Raw genomic sequence first — 16,699 nt, 5'->3', positions numbered from 1 at the left:
CTCGATTGACGACAGGCCAGTATTCTACAAAGTACGTAGAATGCATATTCTACAGTCACCGCGGTTTACGCAACCGGGTTTTCCATTTTCTCGTTTAACTGCAAAGCGATGCGGCGCGGCGTGCCGCGCCCGGATTTTATATTGGCCGCATCAATCCATTCGCTGACTCCCCCGGAATCCGTTTCATGATCAAGCACAGGCCGGACGACACGCTTCCCCCGCAACGCACGATTTCCCCAATCTCCCGTATCGAATGGCAGACGGTCGCGCTGGCGATCATCATCTATGGCGGATTTTTCGCGCTCACCTGGTTTTGGCAGTCGCTGCCGGTGATGGCCGTGATCGGCCTCGGCGGCTGGCTGATCGCCTGGCACGGATCGCTCCAGCACGAAGTCATTCACGGGCATCCCACCCGCAACCGCTTCGTCAATGATGCGGTCGGCTGGCCGCCGCTGTCCCTCTGGCTCCCCTATGCGATCTATCGCGAAGGGCACTTGACCCATCACCGCGACGAGCACCTGACCGATCCGATCGAGGATCCGGAATCGTCCTATTTCACCCAGGCAGCCTGGGAGCGCATGGGAAGCGCCGGGCGGTTGCTGGCAGCCTGGAACACCACTTTGCTTGGACGATTGACCCTCGGACCGATCGTCATGATCGCCAGCTTCCTGGCACAGGAGGCGACGCTCGTGCTCAACGGTGACGCCCGGCGGGCGGCGATCTGGATCCGGCATGCGATCGGTGTTGCCGCGATCCTCGTCTGGGTGATCGAAGTTTGCGGCATGCCGCTGTGGCTCTACGTCTTCGGTTTTGTCTATGTCGGTGCGGCTCTCACAAGGCTGCGTTCCTATGCCGAGCATCGCTATGCCGACCACCACGACGAGCGTACGGCGATCGTCGAAAACAGTCCATTGTTCGGGCTCCTGTTTCTCTACAACAATCTCCATGTGCTGCATCACAAGCGGCCCGGAGTTCCCTGGTACAGGATACCACTGCTCTACCGCCGAGACAGGGATGCGCTCATCGCTGTCAATGGTGGTCTGGTTTACGACGGCTATCTCGACGTCGCCCGACGTTTCCTCTTCCGCCCGCACGATGATCCGCGCCATCCTCTTCACCGGCAGCGAGGATCTGCGGCCGTTGATTTTCGGCCTGCGGTTGAAACCGACGCCGGGGCCACTGAAATCGCGCCATCGACGGTAGGGTGACACGAGGTCTGTTGTGGGACAGACGCGACCAGCTTGAGGGCTCCAAATGCGGGGAACCGAGGATGCGCCCATTCTCGGTTCATGTGCCTGAAAACATGGCGGTAATGATCTGATCGCAATCATCCCGACGTCGTCCAGCATGAAGCATCGTGGCGCTGGAGGTCCTGTGCCTGGCGGCCGGACCGCCGCCCAGCCTAGCCAAAGGGAGTGTTGACGCTTCCCGGTTACCCCAGCAGTTTTTCCCGAAACAAAGGCCATTCTGCCTTGGGAGGGAACATGACCGGTTCGTACCGTTCGCTGATGCACTCGGTTGCTATCGCCTCGATCGCCTTGCTCTATGGACAGCAGAGCGCGAGGGCCGACGAAAAGCTGTTTATCTACAATTTCTCCGACTATTTCGCCGAAGACACGGTTTCGACCTTCGCCAAGCGAACAGGCGTGGACGCCCGTGTGGATTTCTTCGATTCGCTGGAGGTTCTGGAGACGCGTCTGCTGGCAGGCGGAAGCGGGTTCGACGTGGCCTTTCCAAGCGCGACTGTCGGCGAGCGCCTTATCCAATCGGGTGCGCTGAAGCCGATCGATCCGGCCAGCCTCAAGAACTATAACAACCTGGACAAGGATCTCCTGAAGCTCGTTGCCGAACACGACCCGGGCAATCAGTATCTCGTACCGTACATGTGGCTGACGACAGGGATCGCCTACAATCCGAAGCTCGTCGAAGAGCGTGTCGGCAAAGCGCCGACGAACAGCCTGGACCTGTTCTTCAAGCCGGAACTGGCGCAGAAATTTCAAGACTGCGGCATCGGCATCGTCGATGCGCCGAACGAAGTGATCCCAATCGCTTTGAACTATCTCGGTCTCGACCCCTATTCGACTAGCCAAGAGGATCTCGAGAAGGCCAAGGATCTGCTTCTGACGTTGCGCCCTTACATCCGGCACATGCAGAGCGGCCAGCTGGTGGCAGACATGGCATCCGGCCAGCTGTGCCTGGCGATGATGTGGAGCGGCGACGCGGGCATCGCCGCGGCACGTGCGGACGAAGCCAACAATGGTGTCGCGGTCGCCTACTCGATCCCGAAGGAAGGCACGATCATTTCCTTCGATACGATGGCCGTGCCTGCGGATGCGCCTGATCCCGAGCGGGCCCTGGCCTTCATCGACTACGTTCTCGAACCGAAGACCGTCGCCGACATCAGCAATCACGTGTTCTACGCGAATGCCAACGCCGCAGCGACACCTCTCGTCGAGGAGGCGATCCGCACCGACCCGAACGTCTATCCGCCTGCCGAAGTCCGCGCCAAGCTCTTCGTTGACAAGTCGCTGCCGCCGCGTCAGGCGCGCGAACGGACACGGGTATGGACGGCGTTCAGGGCCGGCAGCTGAGCACGTCGCCTGAGAAGTGGAAGCAGAAGGACATTCGCATTGCAATCCTACGTATCCATCGAGAACCTCTCCAAATCTTTCGGCTTCTTCACTGCCGTTGACGACGTTTCGATCGGCATCGGGAGGGGGGAATTCTTCTCGCTTCTTGGTCCATCCGGATGCGGCAAGTCGACCTTGCTGCGCATGATCGCCGGCTTCGAGACGCCGACATCCGGTGCCGTCCGGCTTGATGGGGAAGAGGTCACGGACGTTCCGGCTCATCGCCGGCCAACCAACATGATGTTCCAGTCCTACGCCCTGTTCCCGCATTTGACGGTGGGCAAGAACATTGCCTTCGGCCTTGAGCAGGATCGGCTGGCAAGGGCCGAGATCCGGCAGCGCGTCAGCGAAGTGGCCGAAAAGCTGCAACTGACCGCGTTGCTCGATCGCAAGCCGCAACAGCTGTCCGGCGGGCAAAGGCAACGCGTCGCCTTGGCGCGAGCATTGGTCAAGCGGCCTAAAGTGCTGTTGTTGGACGAGCCGCTCGGCGCGCTCGACAAGAACCTGCGCACGGAGACCCAGCATGAGTTGGTCAGGCTTCAGCGCGAGCTGGGGTTGACGTTCATCATCGTCACCCACGACCAGCATGAGGCAATGACCGTATCATCGCGTATCGCGATCATGCGGCAGGGCAAGGTGTTGCAGATCGGATCGCCTGCCGAAGTCTACGAAACTCCGGTTTCCCGCTATGTCGCGAAATTCCTCGGTGAGGCCAACGTGTTCGAAGGTGGTGCTACCACCCGTTCGGGCAGCGAACTGGCCGTCGAAAGTGCGGAGGCGGGCGGTCCGGTGTTTGCCACCGCCGCGGACCATGTCTCCACCAATGGGCGCTTCTGGGTGTCGGTGCGGCCGGAGAGGGTCGAGCTCGCCAGGCAGGGCAGCGGTCTTGAGGGCGTTATCGAACAGTTCAGCTACGCTGGATCGGGACGGCACTACCGGGTTCGCCTCAAGAGCGGGGCAACACTGGACGCGTTGCGCGTCAACCTGGGCGCGGAGGACGATCTGTCGGTCGGCGACACCGTGTTTGCCTCATGGATGCCGCAGGCCGCCCGTCTGCTGGCCGACTAGGGAACGACATGATGCAATCAAAACCCGATCTGGGCCGACGCGCACTGGTGTTCGTCCCCTATGGCTGGCTCGCCGTCTTTTTCCTCATGCCCTTTCTGCTCGTGCTGGCGATCAGCCTCTCGTCCGTTCGCCTCGGCATGCCGCCCTATGAGCCGCTCTATGCGTGGCAGGGATCGCTGCTCAGCATCAGGCTCAATCTTGAGAACTTCATCTTCGTCCTGGGTGAGAATACCTATTTGCTCGCCTACTTCACCAGCCTGAAAGTGGCGGCGATTTCGACCGCGCTGATGTTGGCGATCGCCTATCCGTTGGCCTACGGCATTGCAAGTTGCTCGCCTCGGTCGCGCTCGTTCCTCATCTTCCTCGTGATCGTGCCGTTCTGGTGTTCGATGCTGATCCGCGTCTATGCCTGGATGAGCATCCTGCGCAACGACGGGCTACTGAATTCGCTGCTCCTGAACCTCGGCGTCATTTCCGAACCGCTGCGGATCATGAACACCGAGACCGCGATCTATATCGGCATCGTCTACACCTATCTGCCATTCATGGTGCTGCCGATCTACGCCAACCTCAGTGCCAGCGACCGCACCCTGATCGAGGCGGCGCGCGACCTTGGATGTTCGCGCCTGTCGGCGTTCTGGCGCGTCACCTTTCCACTCAGCCTCAGGGGCGTTGCCGCCGGATCCGCGCTGGTCTTCATCCCGGTCATCGGCGAATTCGTCGTGCCGGATCTCCTGGGAGGTGCGGACACCCAGATGATCGGCAGGACGATCTGGATCGAGTTCTTCAACAACCGGGACTGGCCGGTGGCGTCGGCGGTGACGGTGCTGCTTCTCGTCATCCTGGTGATCCCCATCGTCCTGTTTCAGACACGTTTGTCTCGAACCTCTAAGTGAGAAGCGACTATGTCTCAGCCATCCTGGTTCAATCGGCTTTCCATCTGTGCCGGGCTTGCCTTTCTCTACCTGCCGATCGTGGTTCTGGTCGTCTACAGCTTCAACGCCTCGCGGCTGGTCACCGTCTGGGGAGGCTTCTCCACGGAATGGTACACGGCCGCGATCAGCAACCAGTCGATCGTCGAGGGCGCAAAGATCAGCTTTCTGGTGGCGGCGATCTCGGCGACGTTTGCGACCGTGCTCGGATCGCTCGCAGCGATCGTGGCGGTAAGAGTTCGCCGCTTCCGCGGGCACCATATCTTCAACAGCATGCTGGTGGCGCCGATGGTGATGCCGGAGGTGGTGATGGGCGTGTCGATGCTGCTGATGTTCGTGACATTGGGCATCGATCGCGGCCCGGTGACGATCACGCTTGCACATGCCACTTTCACCATGTGTTTTGCGGCCGTGGTGATGCAGTCCCGGCTGGTCGAACTCGACCCGTCGCTGGAGGAAGCAGCAAGAGATCTCGGCTGTCCGCCATTCCTGGCATTCATGAAGGTGGCAGTGCCGAACATGGCTCCGGGCTTCGTTTCGGCCTGGTTGCTGTCGTTCACGCTGTCGCTTGATGACCTGGTGATATCGAGTTTCACGACAGGTCCCGGGGCCTCGACACTGCCGATGAAGATCTATTCGCAGATCAAGTTCGGGGTGACCCCTGAGGTCAACGCCATCTCGACGATCATCCTTGGCGTCGTCGTCTTCGGCCTGGTTGCGTCACGCATCGTGTCCAGGCCCTCGACAAAGAGCAGCCTGGCCGTATAGGCGCCTGAGCGCTTCAAGACCACAAGAGTTCGGTAGCCTGCAACAGACCCCTGTCAGTTGCAGGCGAGCTCGCCCGTCAGCTGCCCGCGCTTGGCGAGGTAGCCCGACAGCGGGTCTTCATAGACGTTCTTCGCCGACGAGACGGCTTCAATGAACAACGCAAACAGTGCCGTCTGTGACGTTATGTCGAGCTTCGAGTAGAGGTTGCGCCGATGCAGCTTCACCGTCGCCGGCGAGATGCCGAGCTGCGTTGCAGCACCCTTGACTGAGTAGCCGCGCAACACGAGTTGAGCGACCTGGCATTCGCGCTCCGTCAGGATGCTGCGGCCGAAATTGCCAATCGCCTGGGCAAGCGCCTTCTGCAACGCTGATCCCTCGCCATCAAGCGTCTCGGGCCGGAGGTCGCGGAAATGGCGGATGACCGCCGTCCGCAGGATCGGTGCCAGGCTCTCAAGCAGTTGCACTTCCTGCTCGCTGAAGGCGATGCTCGTCCGCTTGCGCCCGAGAGAGATCGCTATCTTCGAGGCATCGTCGAGGCTGACGATAAAGTTGAACTCGTCGTGAAGCCCGGAATGCTGGTAGTATTCGCGGTAGTATTGCGTGCGGTCGAACGAAGGCGCGATCTGGCTCAGGCGATATAGCCCATCATCCTCGTTCTCGACCGCGAGTTGATAGAACGGATCGAGCCGGTAGGGGCCTTGAAGGTAATGCCGGATGTCCGACAGGCCGCGATGCGTCTGCCAATCATTGAAGAGTATCTTCGGCGCGCTCTCACCCCGATAGAGCAGGATCAGCCCCGCATCCACGGAAACATGCTGCTTCAGCGCTTCGGCCAGGCGTTCTTGGAAATCCATTCGACCGATATTGCCGATCAGTGACATCGCCAGTTCATTGATCACAGGCGACTGCGTCACTGCGCCTGGCTCGCTCGTCGCGATACTCCCGTTCATGCCTGCGTCCTCCCTCGCGCGAGCGTAGGTCAGTTTGAAAATGGCCGCAAGAGACGGCCGCGGCCTGTTACTGGCTGATGACGGATGTTTGCCGCGGTCGCCGATCAGCGGACCTAGCCCTTTGGAGTATTCCGCTTCCGGCCGCATTGTCGCTTACTCCCTGCATCCGCTTCATCTGTTCGGACTTCGGGAGGGAAAGACGTGCGCATCAAGAAAACACGGGTTCTGCTGCACCAGCTTCTGGCTGGCACCATGCTCGCCGCGCTAGCGGCCGGGGCATCTTCTACGGTTGCCAACGCGGCCGCCGCTCTTATCGCCGTCAACGGCGACGTGCGGACCGTCGATCCGAACACGCCGCGCGCCGAAGCCTTCGCGGTCGAGAACGGAAAGTTCGTGGCAGTCGGCACCACCGCCGAGATCCGGGCGCTCGCCGACGGCAAGACTACGGTGCTCGACCTTGGCGGCAAGACGGTTACGCCCGGCTTCATCGACGGGCATACGCATCTGACAAGCGGCACGGACTATGTCACCGGTGTCGACCTCTCCTATATCCCTGACAAGGAAACGTGGCTGAGGAAGATCAAGGAGGCGGATGAACGCCTGCCGCCAGGCGTGTGGATCACCGGAGGCGGCTGGGACTATACGCTGCAGGAAGGCAAGCTTCCGACGAAGGAAGACATCGATGCCGTGGTCAAGGATCGCCCCGTCGTCCTGCGCGATATCGATTTCCACTCGATCTGGGTGAACAGCAAGGCACTGGAAATCGCCGGTGTCACGGTCAAATCCGAGGTGCCGGCCGGTGGCGAGATCGTCGTCGACGCCAAGACCGGTGAACCAACCGGGATCCTGCTCGAAGGGGCCGGCGACCTCGTCACCAACAAGAAGCCGGCCTATTCCGACAAGGAACGTGCCGAAGCGCTGCTGCAGACCGTGAAGTTTGCCAACAGCGTCGGCCTGACCGGCGTTCACGACATGTCGTCCATTGCCGCCGTCTACGATTATCTGAAGCTCGTCGAGGACAAGTCCCTGTCACTCCGGGTCTGGTACGGCTTCTTCGAAGACAAGGCCGCCAACATCGCAGCGGCGGCAGAGGATCGTGAAGCCGTCGACAGTCGTGTCGCTGCCAGCGGTGAGACGAAGGTCAAGGGTCCGCTTCTGACGGTTGGATATGCCAAGTCGGTCGTCGACGGTGTGCTGTCGACCCACACGGCCTATATGCTGGAAAACTACTCGGACCGCACGGGGTGGAAGGGTGAGCCGTTCCAGTCGGAGGCGGATCTGAGCGCGCTGATTAAAGCCGCCAATGAAAACGGCTTCCCGACGGCCGTTCACGCGATCGGCGATGCCGGCGTCCAGATGACGCTGAACGCATTCGAAAAGGCACAATCACACGCCAAGTATCCGAACCGCGTCGAGCATATCGAGATCATCAATCCCTCGGATATCGAGCGGTTCAAGACGCTTGGCATCGTGGCATCGATGCAGCCGAACCATGCCACCGGCACGATCGGAAAATACATCACCGAACGGGTCGGCCATGAGCGCGAGTCCCACGCCTATGTCTGGAAGTCGATGCTTCAGCACAAGGTTCCGGTCGTGTTCGGATCCGACTGGGCGACCTCGCCGCTAAGCCCGCTGACCCAGATCAACGATGCCGTCTTCCGCGAAAGCCCCTTCGGGCTCGGCGACGGCCCGTGGCATCCCGAGCAGGCCGTCACTTTCGACGAGGCACTGTTTGCCTACACCCAGGCCGGCGCCAACATGACACCGTGGGCCGACCAGATCGGGTCGATCTCCACGGGCAAATGGGCTGATTTCGTCGTACTCGACGCCAAGCTGCCAGACCCCGTCGATCGGTCTATCCGAAAGCGGCATGTCGAGGCGACCTATGTCGCGGGAACGGAAGTCTATCGGGCGAAATAGCCTCGCCAAACACATCCGGCGGGACCCGGTAGCCTCGTGTCCCGCCGAAAGCTGACCATGCATACAGGAGCATATATGACCAAGGTAATGAAAATTGATCGCAACGGTGTCGGGCTGCGCGAGCTGGAAAAGTGCCGCGTCGTACCGGTCGAGGCGATCCTTTCGGGTTTTACCGACGAAATGGGCGATGTCCACTTCGAAAGCGCCGACGGTTCGATCGTCGTCGGCACATGGCAATCGACGCCCTACGCCGAAATGCTCTCCTATCCCGATGGGGTGGAGTACAGCGTCATTCTTTCCGGCAAGGTCGCGATCACCAGCCAGGACGGATCGGTGCAAACGTTTCAAGCGGGCGAAAGCTACGTGCTGCCGAAGGGGGTGGAGGTTCGGTTCGAGGTGCTCGAGACGATGCGCAAAGTCTACGTCTTGCACACCGCAAAGACCGACGGGTGACCCCATGGCACACCCAACGCAACGATCGTCGGTGATCTCGCTTGCCGACGTGACGATGTCGCCGTTCTGGCTGGATCGGCCGGATGCGCCCGAAGCGCTGCCGCCGCTGACGGCCCATCGGAAAGCTGACTTGCTGATTGTCGGCGGCGGCTTCACCGGCCTCTGGGGGGCGATCCAGGCCAAGCAGGCCCAGCCGGATCTCGATGTGGTGCTGATCGAAAAAGGCACCGTCGCCAACGGTGCTTCCGGGCGCCCGGGCGGCGTCGTCTCTACGTCGGTGATGCACGGCCTGTCCAATGCGGTGCGCGTGTTTCCCAACGACATTGCCGAGCTGGAGCGGCTCGGTAAGGAGAACATGCATGGTTTCATGCAAACCCTCTCCGACCATGGCATCGATTGCCACGCGGAGTGGGGCGGCGAACTGACGGTCGCGGTGGACGCAGATCATATTGATGCCCTGCACAGGGAGCACGAACTGCACCTTCAATATGGTCATCAGGCCGTGTTTCTCGATCAAGACGCGGTCCAGGCGCAGATCGGGTCGCCGCGATACAAGGCCGGCATCTGGTCGAAGGATATCAGTGGGACGGTCCATCCGGCCTTGCTCGCCTGGGGTTTGAAACGAACCGCCCTTTCTCTCGGCGTCGAAATCTTCGAGGGTACGGAGTTGCTGACGCTTGACGAGGCTGGCGCCAAGATCGAGGTCAAGACGCCCTTTGGCTCGGTGACCGCACCGAAGGTGCTTCTGGCCACCAACGCGTTTGCTTCCGGCCATCGTGGCATCAGGCGCCGCGTCGTCGCCATCCGGGATCGGGTGCTTGCCACCGAGCCGTTGTGCGAACAGCAGATGGCGACGATCGGCTGGGCGAACCGGCAGGGTGTCTACGACACCCGGACCCAGATGAACTACATGCGCCTGACGAAGGATAACCGCATCATCTTCGGTGGGAGGCTCGGCTACGCGTTTGCGGGCACGACGTCGCCGGGGGTCGATAGCGACGTCCAGACCTACGAACCGCTCGCCGATGCCTTCTTCGACACGTTCCCGCAACTGCAGGGTCTCCGGTTCACTCACGCCTGGAGCGGCCCGATCGATCTCAGCACGCGCATGGCGGTGCACTTCCAGAGGTATCACTCAGGCAAGGTCGTCTATGCCGGCGGCTATTCGGGCTTCGGGGTCTCGGCTTCGCGGTTCGGCGCGCGCATCGCGCTCGACATTCTCGACGGCTCGAAGACTTCGGAGAGCAGATTGGATTTTGCGACACAACTGCCCAACGTCGTGCCGCCCGAGCCCTTTCGCTGGCTTGGGGCGCAGGTCACGATGTATGCGCTCGATACCGCTGACCGAAAAGGCGGATGGCGCAAGCCGTGGCTCAGGCTGGTTTCGGCAATGGGCTTTCCATTGAGCTGAAAATGCCAGAGCCCGCCTGCAGGTCATGGGGCGCGAGCTCTATGACGAGACTGGCCGGATACCCGGCTCCGGCCAGCCCTCAAGACGTCAGCCGCGGTGATGGCTCTCCTGCAAGCCGTAGACCGGCGTTTCGATGCCGGCCTGGCGGGCCTTCAGTTGCAGCGAAAGATACTGCGAATAGTGCCGCGACTGATGCAGGTTGCCTCCATGAAACCAGAGAGCCTCCTGCTGTGTCGGCTTCCACATGTTGCGTTGTTCGCCTTCCCAGGGCCCGGGGTCCTTTGGCGTGTCGGAACCCAACCCCCAGCATTTTCCGACCTTTTCGGCCACCTCACGGCTGATGAGATCGGCCGCCCAGCCATTCATCGAGCCGTAGCCAGTGGCGTAGACGACGAGATCCGCCGGCAGTTCGGTTCCGTCCTTGAGCACAACCGACGTTTCGCTCAGGTGATCGACGTCAGCGCCGGATTTCAGCTTGATCGAGCCATCGATAATGAGGTCGCATGCGCCGACATCGATGTAGTATCCGGAGCCGCGGCGCAGGTATTTCATGAACAGGCCGGAGCCGTCGGCGCCCCAGTCGAGCATGAAACCGGCCTTTTCGAGGTCCGAATAGAACCTGGCATCGCGCTCGCGCATCTTGTCGTAGAGCGGGATCTGGAACTCATGCATGATTTTATAGGGCAGCGAGGCAAAGATGAGGTCGGCCTTGCGTGTCGTCATGCCGGCGGCGACGGCGCGCTCGGAGTAGAGGTCGCCGAGCCCAATCTCCATCAGCGAATCCGACCGCACGATGTGGGTAGAGGAGCGCTGGACCATGGTGACGTCGGCGCCCGCCTCCCACAGGGCGGCGCAGATGTCGTGGGCCGAGTTGTTTGCCCCAACCACGACCACCTTCTTGCCCTTGTAGGCGTCTGGCCCCGGATGTTGCGAGGAATGCTGCTGTTCGCCCCTGAAGGTCTCCTGTCCCTTGAACTTGGGCACGTTGGCCTTGCCCGACATGCCCGTGGCCAGCACAAGCTGTTTTGGCCTCAGCACCACTTCCTTGCCGTCACGCTCGACAACGATGGTCCACTCCTGCTTGTCCTCGTCATAGGCGGCGGATTTGCAGGTGGTCGAGCTCCAGTAGTTGAGCTCCATCACTTTGGTGTACATCTCCAGCCAGTCGCCGATCTTGTCCTTCGGAGCAAAGACTGGCCAATTCTCCGGGAAGGGGATGTAGGGCAGGTGGTCGTACCAGACGGGGTCGTGGAGGCAGAGCGACTTGTATCGCTTGCGCCAGCTGTCGCCGGGGCGTTCGTTCTTCTCGATGATGATCGTCGGCACGCCGAGCTGGCGCAGGCGGGCGCCAAGTGCAATGCCGCCCTGGCCACCGCCGATGATGACGACATAGGGCTGTGTCTCGTAGCCGAGGCGCGCCGCTTCCTCCTGGCGTTTTTCACTCCATGTCTTGCGATTGGGGTCGTGGCCATGTTCCGCCCCCATCGGTCGCTTCAGACCCTTGGGCTCTTCATGTCCCTTGATCTCGCTCATCGTGGTCAAAAGCGTCCAGATCAAGCCGTTCTTCAGACGGATATGGCCATAGCCACGGGCAACATCGGTTTCAAATTCGAACCAGCCTTGCGTGACGCCGTCACCGTCCGTCGCAACTTCTTTCTCATCCTGGCGGAAGCGCGATGGTTTGATCGTCTTCAACTGGTTTATCAGCATGTCGCGGATCTGATCCTGGCCCTCCATCGTGCGCAGGTTCCAGGTGAACGTGACCAGATCGCGCCAGTAGCAGTCCGCCTGGAACAGGTTGACCGCCGCTTCGATGTCTCCGCGCTCCAGCGCCTTGCCGAGTTTGGCCAGGGCTGTGTCTATCTTCGTGTTGGGGCTGTCTTCAAGCATGGTATCTCCTCCGTTTTGCTCGAATATCAGGTGGCAACGCCGGGGCGGCTCCTCCTCCCCCGGCGCAGCTATGGTTCATTTTGAAAGGTCGATCAGGATCTTCAGCTGCTTTCCGGCTGGATCCAGCAGGGCGTCAAAACCTTGGGCAACGGCCTGGTCAAGGGTGATGGTGTTCGTCACGACCTTGCTCGCGGGCAGCAGGCCCAATGCGATCAGCCGGATGACGCGTGGCCAGTAATGGGTCGGGTAAGCCCAGGAACCACGCAGGTCGATGTCCTTGAAGGTGACCTGGAACCAGTCGAGCGGGTTCTCGTGCGGATGCAGGCCTGTTTGCACGACGACGCCCTGTTTGCGCACGGCATCGACGCAGCCTTTCAGCGCATGTTCGTTGCCGACGCATTCGATCGCGACATCGCAGCCGACATTGCCTTCCGACATGGAACGAACGACGTCACCGAGCCCGTCCCGCTTGGGATTGATCGTGATGAGATCCGGCACGATCGATTTGGCGAAGGCGAGCCGCGCATCGTTGATGTCGGAAACAAACAGTTGGGCGGCGCCGGCCGCCCTTGCAGCCAGCAGCGTCAGGATTCCGATCGGCCCTGCACCGGTGATGAGCACGCTGCTTCCTGCCGTCACGCCACCGCGATCGCAGGCATAGACGGCAACCGCGGTCGGTTCGACGAGGGCGGCCTCCTCGTCACTCATGGCATCCGGGATTTTCTGGACGTTGTAGTCGTTGAGCGTGGCATATTCCGCCATCCCGCCCCAGTGCCAGCTGAGCCCCGCGAGCGCGAGATCCGTGCTCAGGTGATAGAGCCCGCGATCGGCAAAGTAGTCGCCGGCGCGCGGCATGATCAGGGGCTGAACCGAGACCCTGTCTCCAACTGCGACGGTGCTGACGCCGTCGCCGACCGCTTCGACGACGCCACCGAACTCGTGTCCGAGGATTTGCGGGCCATGGGCGCCGGTATAGGGATGCGGCTCCTTGGGAATAAAGATCGGGCCATAGGCGTATTCGTGCAGGTCAGTGCCGCAGATGCCGACAAACCGGTTGCGGATGAGGACCTGACCCGCCGCGGGCTTGCGATCGGGTGGCGAGATCTGTTCAAGCCGCAAATCCCTGGCTGCATGAAATCTGAGTGCGCGCATGTTTCCTCCGTTCTGTCTTTGTTGCGACAATACGGAGCAAGGCACGTGCCAGAATTCGCTCAGGGGTGATTGAATCTTGTAATCAGTAACTTATGGGCGTTTGTTGAAGTTGGTCACCTGAGCGGCTGCAACAGGTGTGGCACCACACCTGTTGCGTGCTAGTGCTTGGCGCGCAGCCCGTGCCGCTTGATCTGGCGGTGAACGGTGGAGCGATCGACACCCAGGCGTCGGGCCGCTTCGGAAATGTTCCAACCACAGGATGAGAGCACGATCTGGAGCGACGCGCCGTCGTCGGACTGTCCGCTTGGGGGCGGCCCCTCCGTCTTGTTCGTCAGCGCGGCTATGAGATGCTCTGGCAGGTCGGCGAGCTCGATCCGGTTTTCGTCGCAAACGGCAGCCGCGACAGCCAGGACGTTGTCCAGTTCGCGGATATTGCCGGGCCAGCCATGGGCTTTCAGTGCGGCCAGTGCGTCGGAAGAAACGTGTAAAGGTCGCCCTTCGCTCCTGTGCCTATCGAGCAGTGCTGCAAGCAACCATTCGAAATCCGGCCGGTCGCGAAGCGGCGGCATAAGGAACACAGCGGCATTCAGGCGATAGAACAGGTCTTCACGGAACCGTCCCTCCTGCACAAGCTGCTGCAACGGCCGGTGTGTCGCCGAGACAATGCGCAGGCTAACCGGTTTCGGTTCCACCCCACCCAGCGGCAGGATTTCCCGTTCCGCCAGGACCCGCAGCAACCTGGTCTGCAAGACCAGGGGCATGTCGCCGATCTCATCGAGGAACAGGGTTCCGCCATCCGCCTGTTCTATCAGCCCTTTGCGCCCCTTGGGTGATGCGCCGGTAAAAGCGCCTGGCAGATATCCGAAGAGTTCGCTCTCGATAAGGTGTTCGGGCAACGCTGCGCAGTTGATCGCAACGAACCTGCCCTTGAGGCGGCTGCTGTCGTGGATGGCCCGCGCGAGGTGCTCCTTGCCCGAACCGGTTTCGCCCTGAATAAGGACCGGCAGCGCGGTTGGCGCCAGCTTGGCTATCCGGTCCTCAAGGGCGGCAATCACCGGCACATTACCGCCGAGCCGGCGCGTAGCCGAAAGAGTTGCCGTCTTGCCGGCCGTCCTGCCAACAGGAAACTGCGGTTCGATCGCATGGGCAAAGAGCGCGTTTCCGTCACGGGCGGTCAAAAGACGCTCCTCCGTCGGTCTGCGGCGCGTCAAATCAACCAGGCCATCGACGCCGATATCGAAGAAGCGGGAGATCGGCTGCCCGATGAGATTCTGCGGGTCACGCCAGTCGAGCCCGGCCGCGCGCGCAAGGATGCGGGCGCCCCCATGGGTCATGCCGATGATGAGGCCGCGCCCGTCTATCGAGATCGCAGCCTCGGGATCGACGTCGAGGAACTCCGGCGAGCGGGCAAAACGTAGCACCCATTCATGGCGCGTGCGCGCCATCAGGTTGGCGAGTTCGATCCGCCGCACGGTGGCGGCGACGAGGTGGCGTGCAAGGTTCTGGCTCGCCTTCAGGATCGGGGAACTGAGCAGCGAAATGTCGAGGACGGCCGAAAGCCCTCCTTCGGTATCGTAGATCGGCGCGGCGGTGCAGGAGAGCGGAGTATGCGTCGTATCGAAATGGTCGCTCTGGTGGATCGTCAGCGCTTCGCCGGTTTCCAGGCAGGCTCCGACCGCGCACGTGCCCGCGCGCGCCTCCGCCCAATCCGATCCGAGATAGAGACCGGCTCGTCGCAGGTTGTTGTCGAAGGAGGGATCGCCCAGAAACTCGACCGTCACGCCTTTTCGATCGGAAAGCAGGAGGACGTAGTTTTGTCCGGCGACCTGATTATAGAGGTTTTCAAGACCAGAGCGCGCGATCCTGATAAGGTCTTCGGCCTCCTGCCGATGCGCACGCAGGCGAAGCTCGGGCAGGATATAGGCTTCGCAAGTCTGCGCCGGATCCAGCTTATGCTGATCGAGACACCGCAGCCACGATTTGACGACGACCTCATCGCGGCCGGTTGCCAGACCTTGTCCTACCCGCTCGATTTCGCGAACATGTTCCGAATGTGAAACCATGGAATTTCGATGGCATCGCTGCCATGCTCCTCCATTCCTCCAAACGCGAATGAGTTCACGCCTAATCCGCTTTGTAAAGGGCAGGGGGACATTTCATGCGCATCGAGCGCAATCGACTGTGGTCTTGCCGTCCCGGCGATCTCGGGCGCCGCCTGCCCACGTGCCTAAACGGCGCCTTTTCGCCTTTGTCGGCGCCGAACGTGGAACGGAGGATGGATGCGGGAAGGGCCGGATTAATCCTTCGGTTATTCCGCCGAAGTCTTCTCCTTCGACAAGACACACCCTTCGATATCCCTGGACAACAGCCGCTTCCGCCTCTCCAGGCCACTCAACGGCGTGAATGCCTGCTGCGTCTGGCGAGGACGGTCACGCCGATGATTTCATGGCGGCGCGCAAGGTATCGTTGATGCGGTCTTGCCAGCCGGGTCCGTCCGCCTGGAAATGCGCCAGCACATCGCTGTCGATCTTGAGCGAAACGAGTTCCTTGGCATTCGGGAGCGCAGGTCTTTCGACCGCGGGCGCTGCCACTTTCTTTGCCGGCTTGAACAGAGCCTCGGCTGCATCTTTCGGATTTGCTGGTCTTCGGGGTGTCGTTGCCATGGGTATTTCCTTTTCGTCACCGATCGGGCTCTGTGGCCTATTCGCCTTGCTGAATGCTCAAGGGGTAGCGCTTGGGATGGTGCACGGAGGTTGATATGTTGATAGGGCGATTTTCGGCTGAGAATGCGATCTGATCCAATGTCAGCACCGCGGTTTTCTGCTCCAGCTTGAGCAACGTGACTTCGTCTTCGTCGGGATAGCGCGCGCTGATCGTTGTCTGTCCCCGCACGGGGCGCAGGCCGTAGCGCTCGCGCAATTCAGCGTAGAGCGAACGGTTTCCAGTCGACCAGTCCAGATCCAGCAGTCCCGGGCAAGCGGCCGGCTGCAGCCAGTCATACTGTATGACCACTGGCACGCCGTCGAGCGTGCGTAGGCGTTTCAACAACACGACGTCAGCGGCTTCCGGCAGGTAGAGCGCGCGCGAAATCTCCGGCGGAGCAGCATAGATCTTGGCTTCCAGCAGGCGGCTGCCGGGCACCATGCCCTTGGCGATCGCGTTGGCAGTAAAGCTCGTCAGCAAATGCAACTCGAACGGTTCGCTTTTTTCGGCAACGTAGAAGCCCTTGCCCGGCTGACTTTGCAGATGGCCCTCCTGGACGAGTTCGACAAGTGCCTGCCTGATTGTAATGCGGCTGACATCATAGGCCTGTACCAGCTCGCGCTCGGAGGGAAGTTTGGAATGGGCGGGGATGGTGCCGTCTCGCGTCAGATCCAGGATGTTCTGCTTGACCTGCCTGTAGAGAGGCTGCTGGTCATCGCGATCGAGTGGCTTCAGCCGGGCGCGTTCCGCCAACGGATTGCTTCGAACTGTCGGCTTCTTTGCGGGCATCTTTTCCGTACCGTTTGTGACGATTCTAGT

14 protein-coding genes are annotated in these 16,699 nt (G+C 61.1%); 8 read left to right on the top strand and 6 right to left on the bottom strand.

Features of this window, described 5'->3' with window-relative positions; translation table 11 throughout:
* The first annotated feature begins 185 nt into the window (after positions 1-185).
* From AC1Q80_RS27800 to AC1Q80_RS27780, 5 genes are all read left to right on the top strand, one after another.
* Positions 186-1,208, top strand: coding sequence for a fatty acid desaturase (locus AC1Q80_RS27800; RefSeq protein ID WP_492362537.1), 1,023 nt, complete (start codon positions 186-188; stop codon positions 1,206-1,208).
* A 276-nt stretch (positions 1,209-1,484) separates the two neighbouring features.
* Complete coding sequence (locus tag AC1Q80_RS27795) at positions 1,485-2,591, top strand: polyamine ABC transporter substrate-binding protein (RefSeq protein ID WP_492362536.1); 1,107 nt, start codon at positions 1,485-1,487, stop codon at positions 2,589-2,591.
* 39 nt (positions 2,592-2,630) lie between these two features.
* The gene (locus tag AC1Q80_RS27790) at positions 2,631-3,698 is read left to right on the top strand and encodes an ABC transporter ATP-binding protein (protein WP_492362535.1); all 1,068 of its coding nucleotides are present in this window, start codon (positions 2,631-2,633) and stop codon (positions 3,696-3,698) included.
* Between the two features lie 8 nt (positions 3,699-3,706).
* Positions 3,707-4,594: an ABC transporter permease subunit gene (locus tag AC1Q80_RS27785; protein ID WP_492362534.1), complete on the top strand. Its 888-nt coding sequence runs from the start codon at positions 3,707-3,709 to the stop codon at positions 4,592-4,594.
* Between the two features lie 9 nt (positions 4,595-4,603).
* Positions 4,604-5,398, top strand: coding sequence for an ABC transporter permease (locus tag AC1Q80_RS27780; RefSeq protein ID WP_492362533.1), 795 nt, complete (start codon positions 4,604-4,606; stop codon positions 5,396-5,398).
* 53 nt (positions 5,399-5,451) lie between these two features.
* Here AC1Q80_RS27780 and AC1Q80_RS27775 read toward each other — a convergent pair whose 3' ends face one another.
* Complete coding sequence (locus AC1Q80_RS27775; RefSeq protein WP_492362532.1) at positions 5,452-6,348, bottom strand: helix-turn-helix transcriptional regulator; 897 nt, start codon at positions 6,346-6,348, stop codon at positions 5,452-5,454.
* Between the two features lie 201 nt (positions 6,349-6,549).
* Between AC1Q80_RS27775 and AC1Q80_RS27770 the strand changes: the two genes are divergently transcribed.
* From AC1Q80_RS27770 to AC1Q80_RS27760, 3 genes are all read left to right on the top strand, one after another.
* Positions 6,550-8,271, top strand: a complete 1,722-nt coding sequence (locus AC1Q80_RS27770; RefSeq protein WP_492362531.1) for an amidohydrolase — start codon at positions 6,550-6,552, stop codon at positions 8,269-8,271.
* Between the two features lie 75 nt (positions 8,272-8,346).
* A complete protein-coding gene (locus tag AC1Q80_RS27765; RefSeq protein WP_492362530.1) occupies positions 8,347-8,724 on the top strand; it encodes a cupin domain-containing protein in 378 nt (125 codons plus the stop codon).
* Positions 8,725-8,728: 4 nt separating this feature from the next.
* Positions 8,729-10,135: an NAD(P)/FAD-dependent oxidoreductase gene (locus AC1Q80_RS27760; RefSeq protein ID WP_492362529.1), complete on the top strand. Its 1,407-nt coding sequence runs from the start codon at positions 8,729-8,731 to the stop codon at positions 10,133-10,135.
* Between the two features lie 87 nt (positions 10,136-10,222).
* Here the strand turns inward: AC1Q80_RS27760 and AC1Q80_RS27755 are convergent, their stop codons facing one another.
* The 5 genes from AC1Q80_RS27755 to AC1Q80_RS27735 form a co-directional block, all read right to left on the bottom strand.
* A complete protein-coding gene (locus AC1Q80_RS27755; protein ID WP_492362528.1) occupies positions 10,223-12,025 on the bottom strand; it encodes an NAD(P)/FAD-dependent oxidoreductase in 1,803 nt (600 codons plus the stop codon).
* Between the two features lie 75 nt (positions 12,026-12,100).
* Entirely contained in the window at positions 12,101-13,177 is a 1,077-nt protein-coding gene (locus AC1Q80_RS27750; RefSeq protein WP_492362527.1) for a 2,3-butanediol dehydrogenase, read from the bottom strand.
* Positions 13,178-13,335: 158 nt separating this feature from the next.
* Entirely contained in the window at positions 13,336-15,240 is a 1,905-nt protein-coding gene (locus AC1Q80_RS27745; protein WP_492362526.1) for a sigma-54-dependent Fis family transcriptional regulator, read from the bottom strand.
* A 366-nt stretch (positions 15,241-15,606) separates the two neighbouring features.
* Complete coding sequence (locus AC1Q80_RS27740; RefSeq protein WP_173422036.1) at positions 15,607-15,840, bottom strand: BrnA antitoxin family protein; 234 nt, start codon at positions 15,838-15,840, stop codon at positions 15,607-15,609.
* A 37-nt stretch (positions 15,841-15,877) separates the two neighbouring features.
* Positions 15,878-16,669, bottom strand: a complete 792-nt coding sequence (locus AC1Q80_RS27735) for a GntR family transcriptional regulator (RefSeq protein ID WP_173422037.1) — start codon at positions 16,667-16,669, stop codon at positions 15,878-15,880.
* Between the last annotated feature and the right edge of the window lie 30 nt (positions 16,670-16,699).

Source organism: Ensifer sp. GW823-FHT05D09, assembly GCF_058795755.1.
The sequence above is the reverse complement of the archived record's forward strand: the minus strand, read 5'-3'. Positions and strand labels throughout refer to the sequence as shown.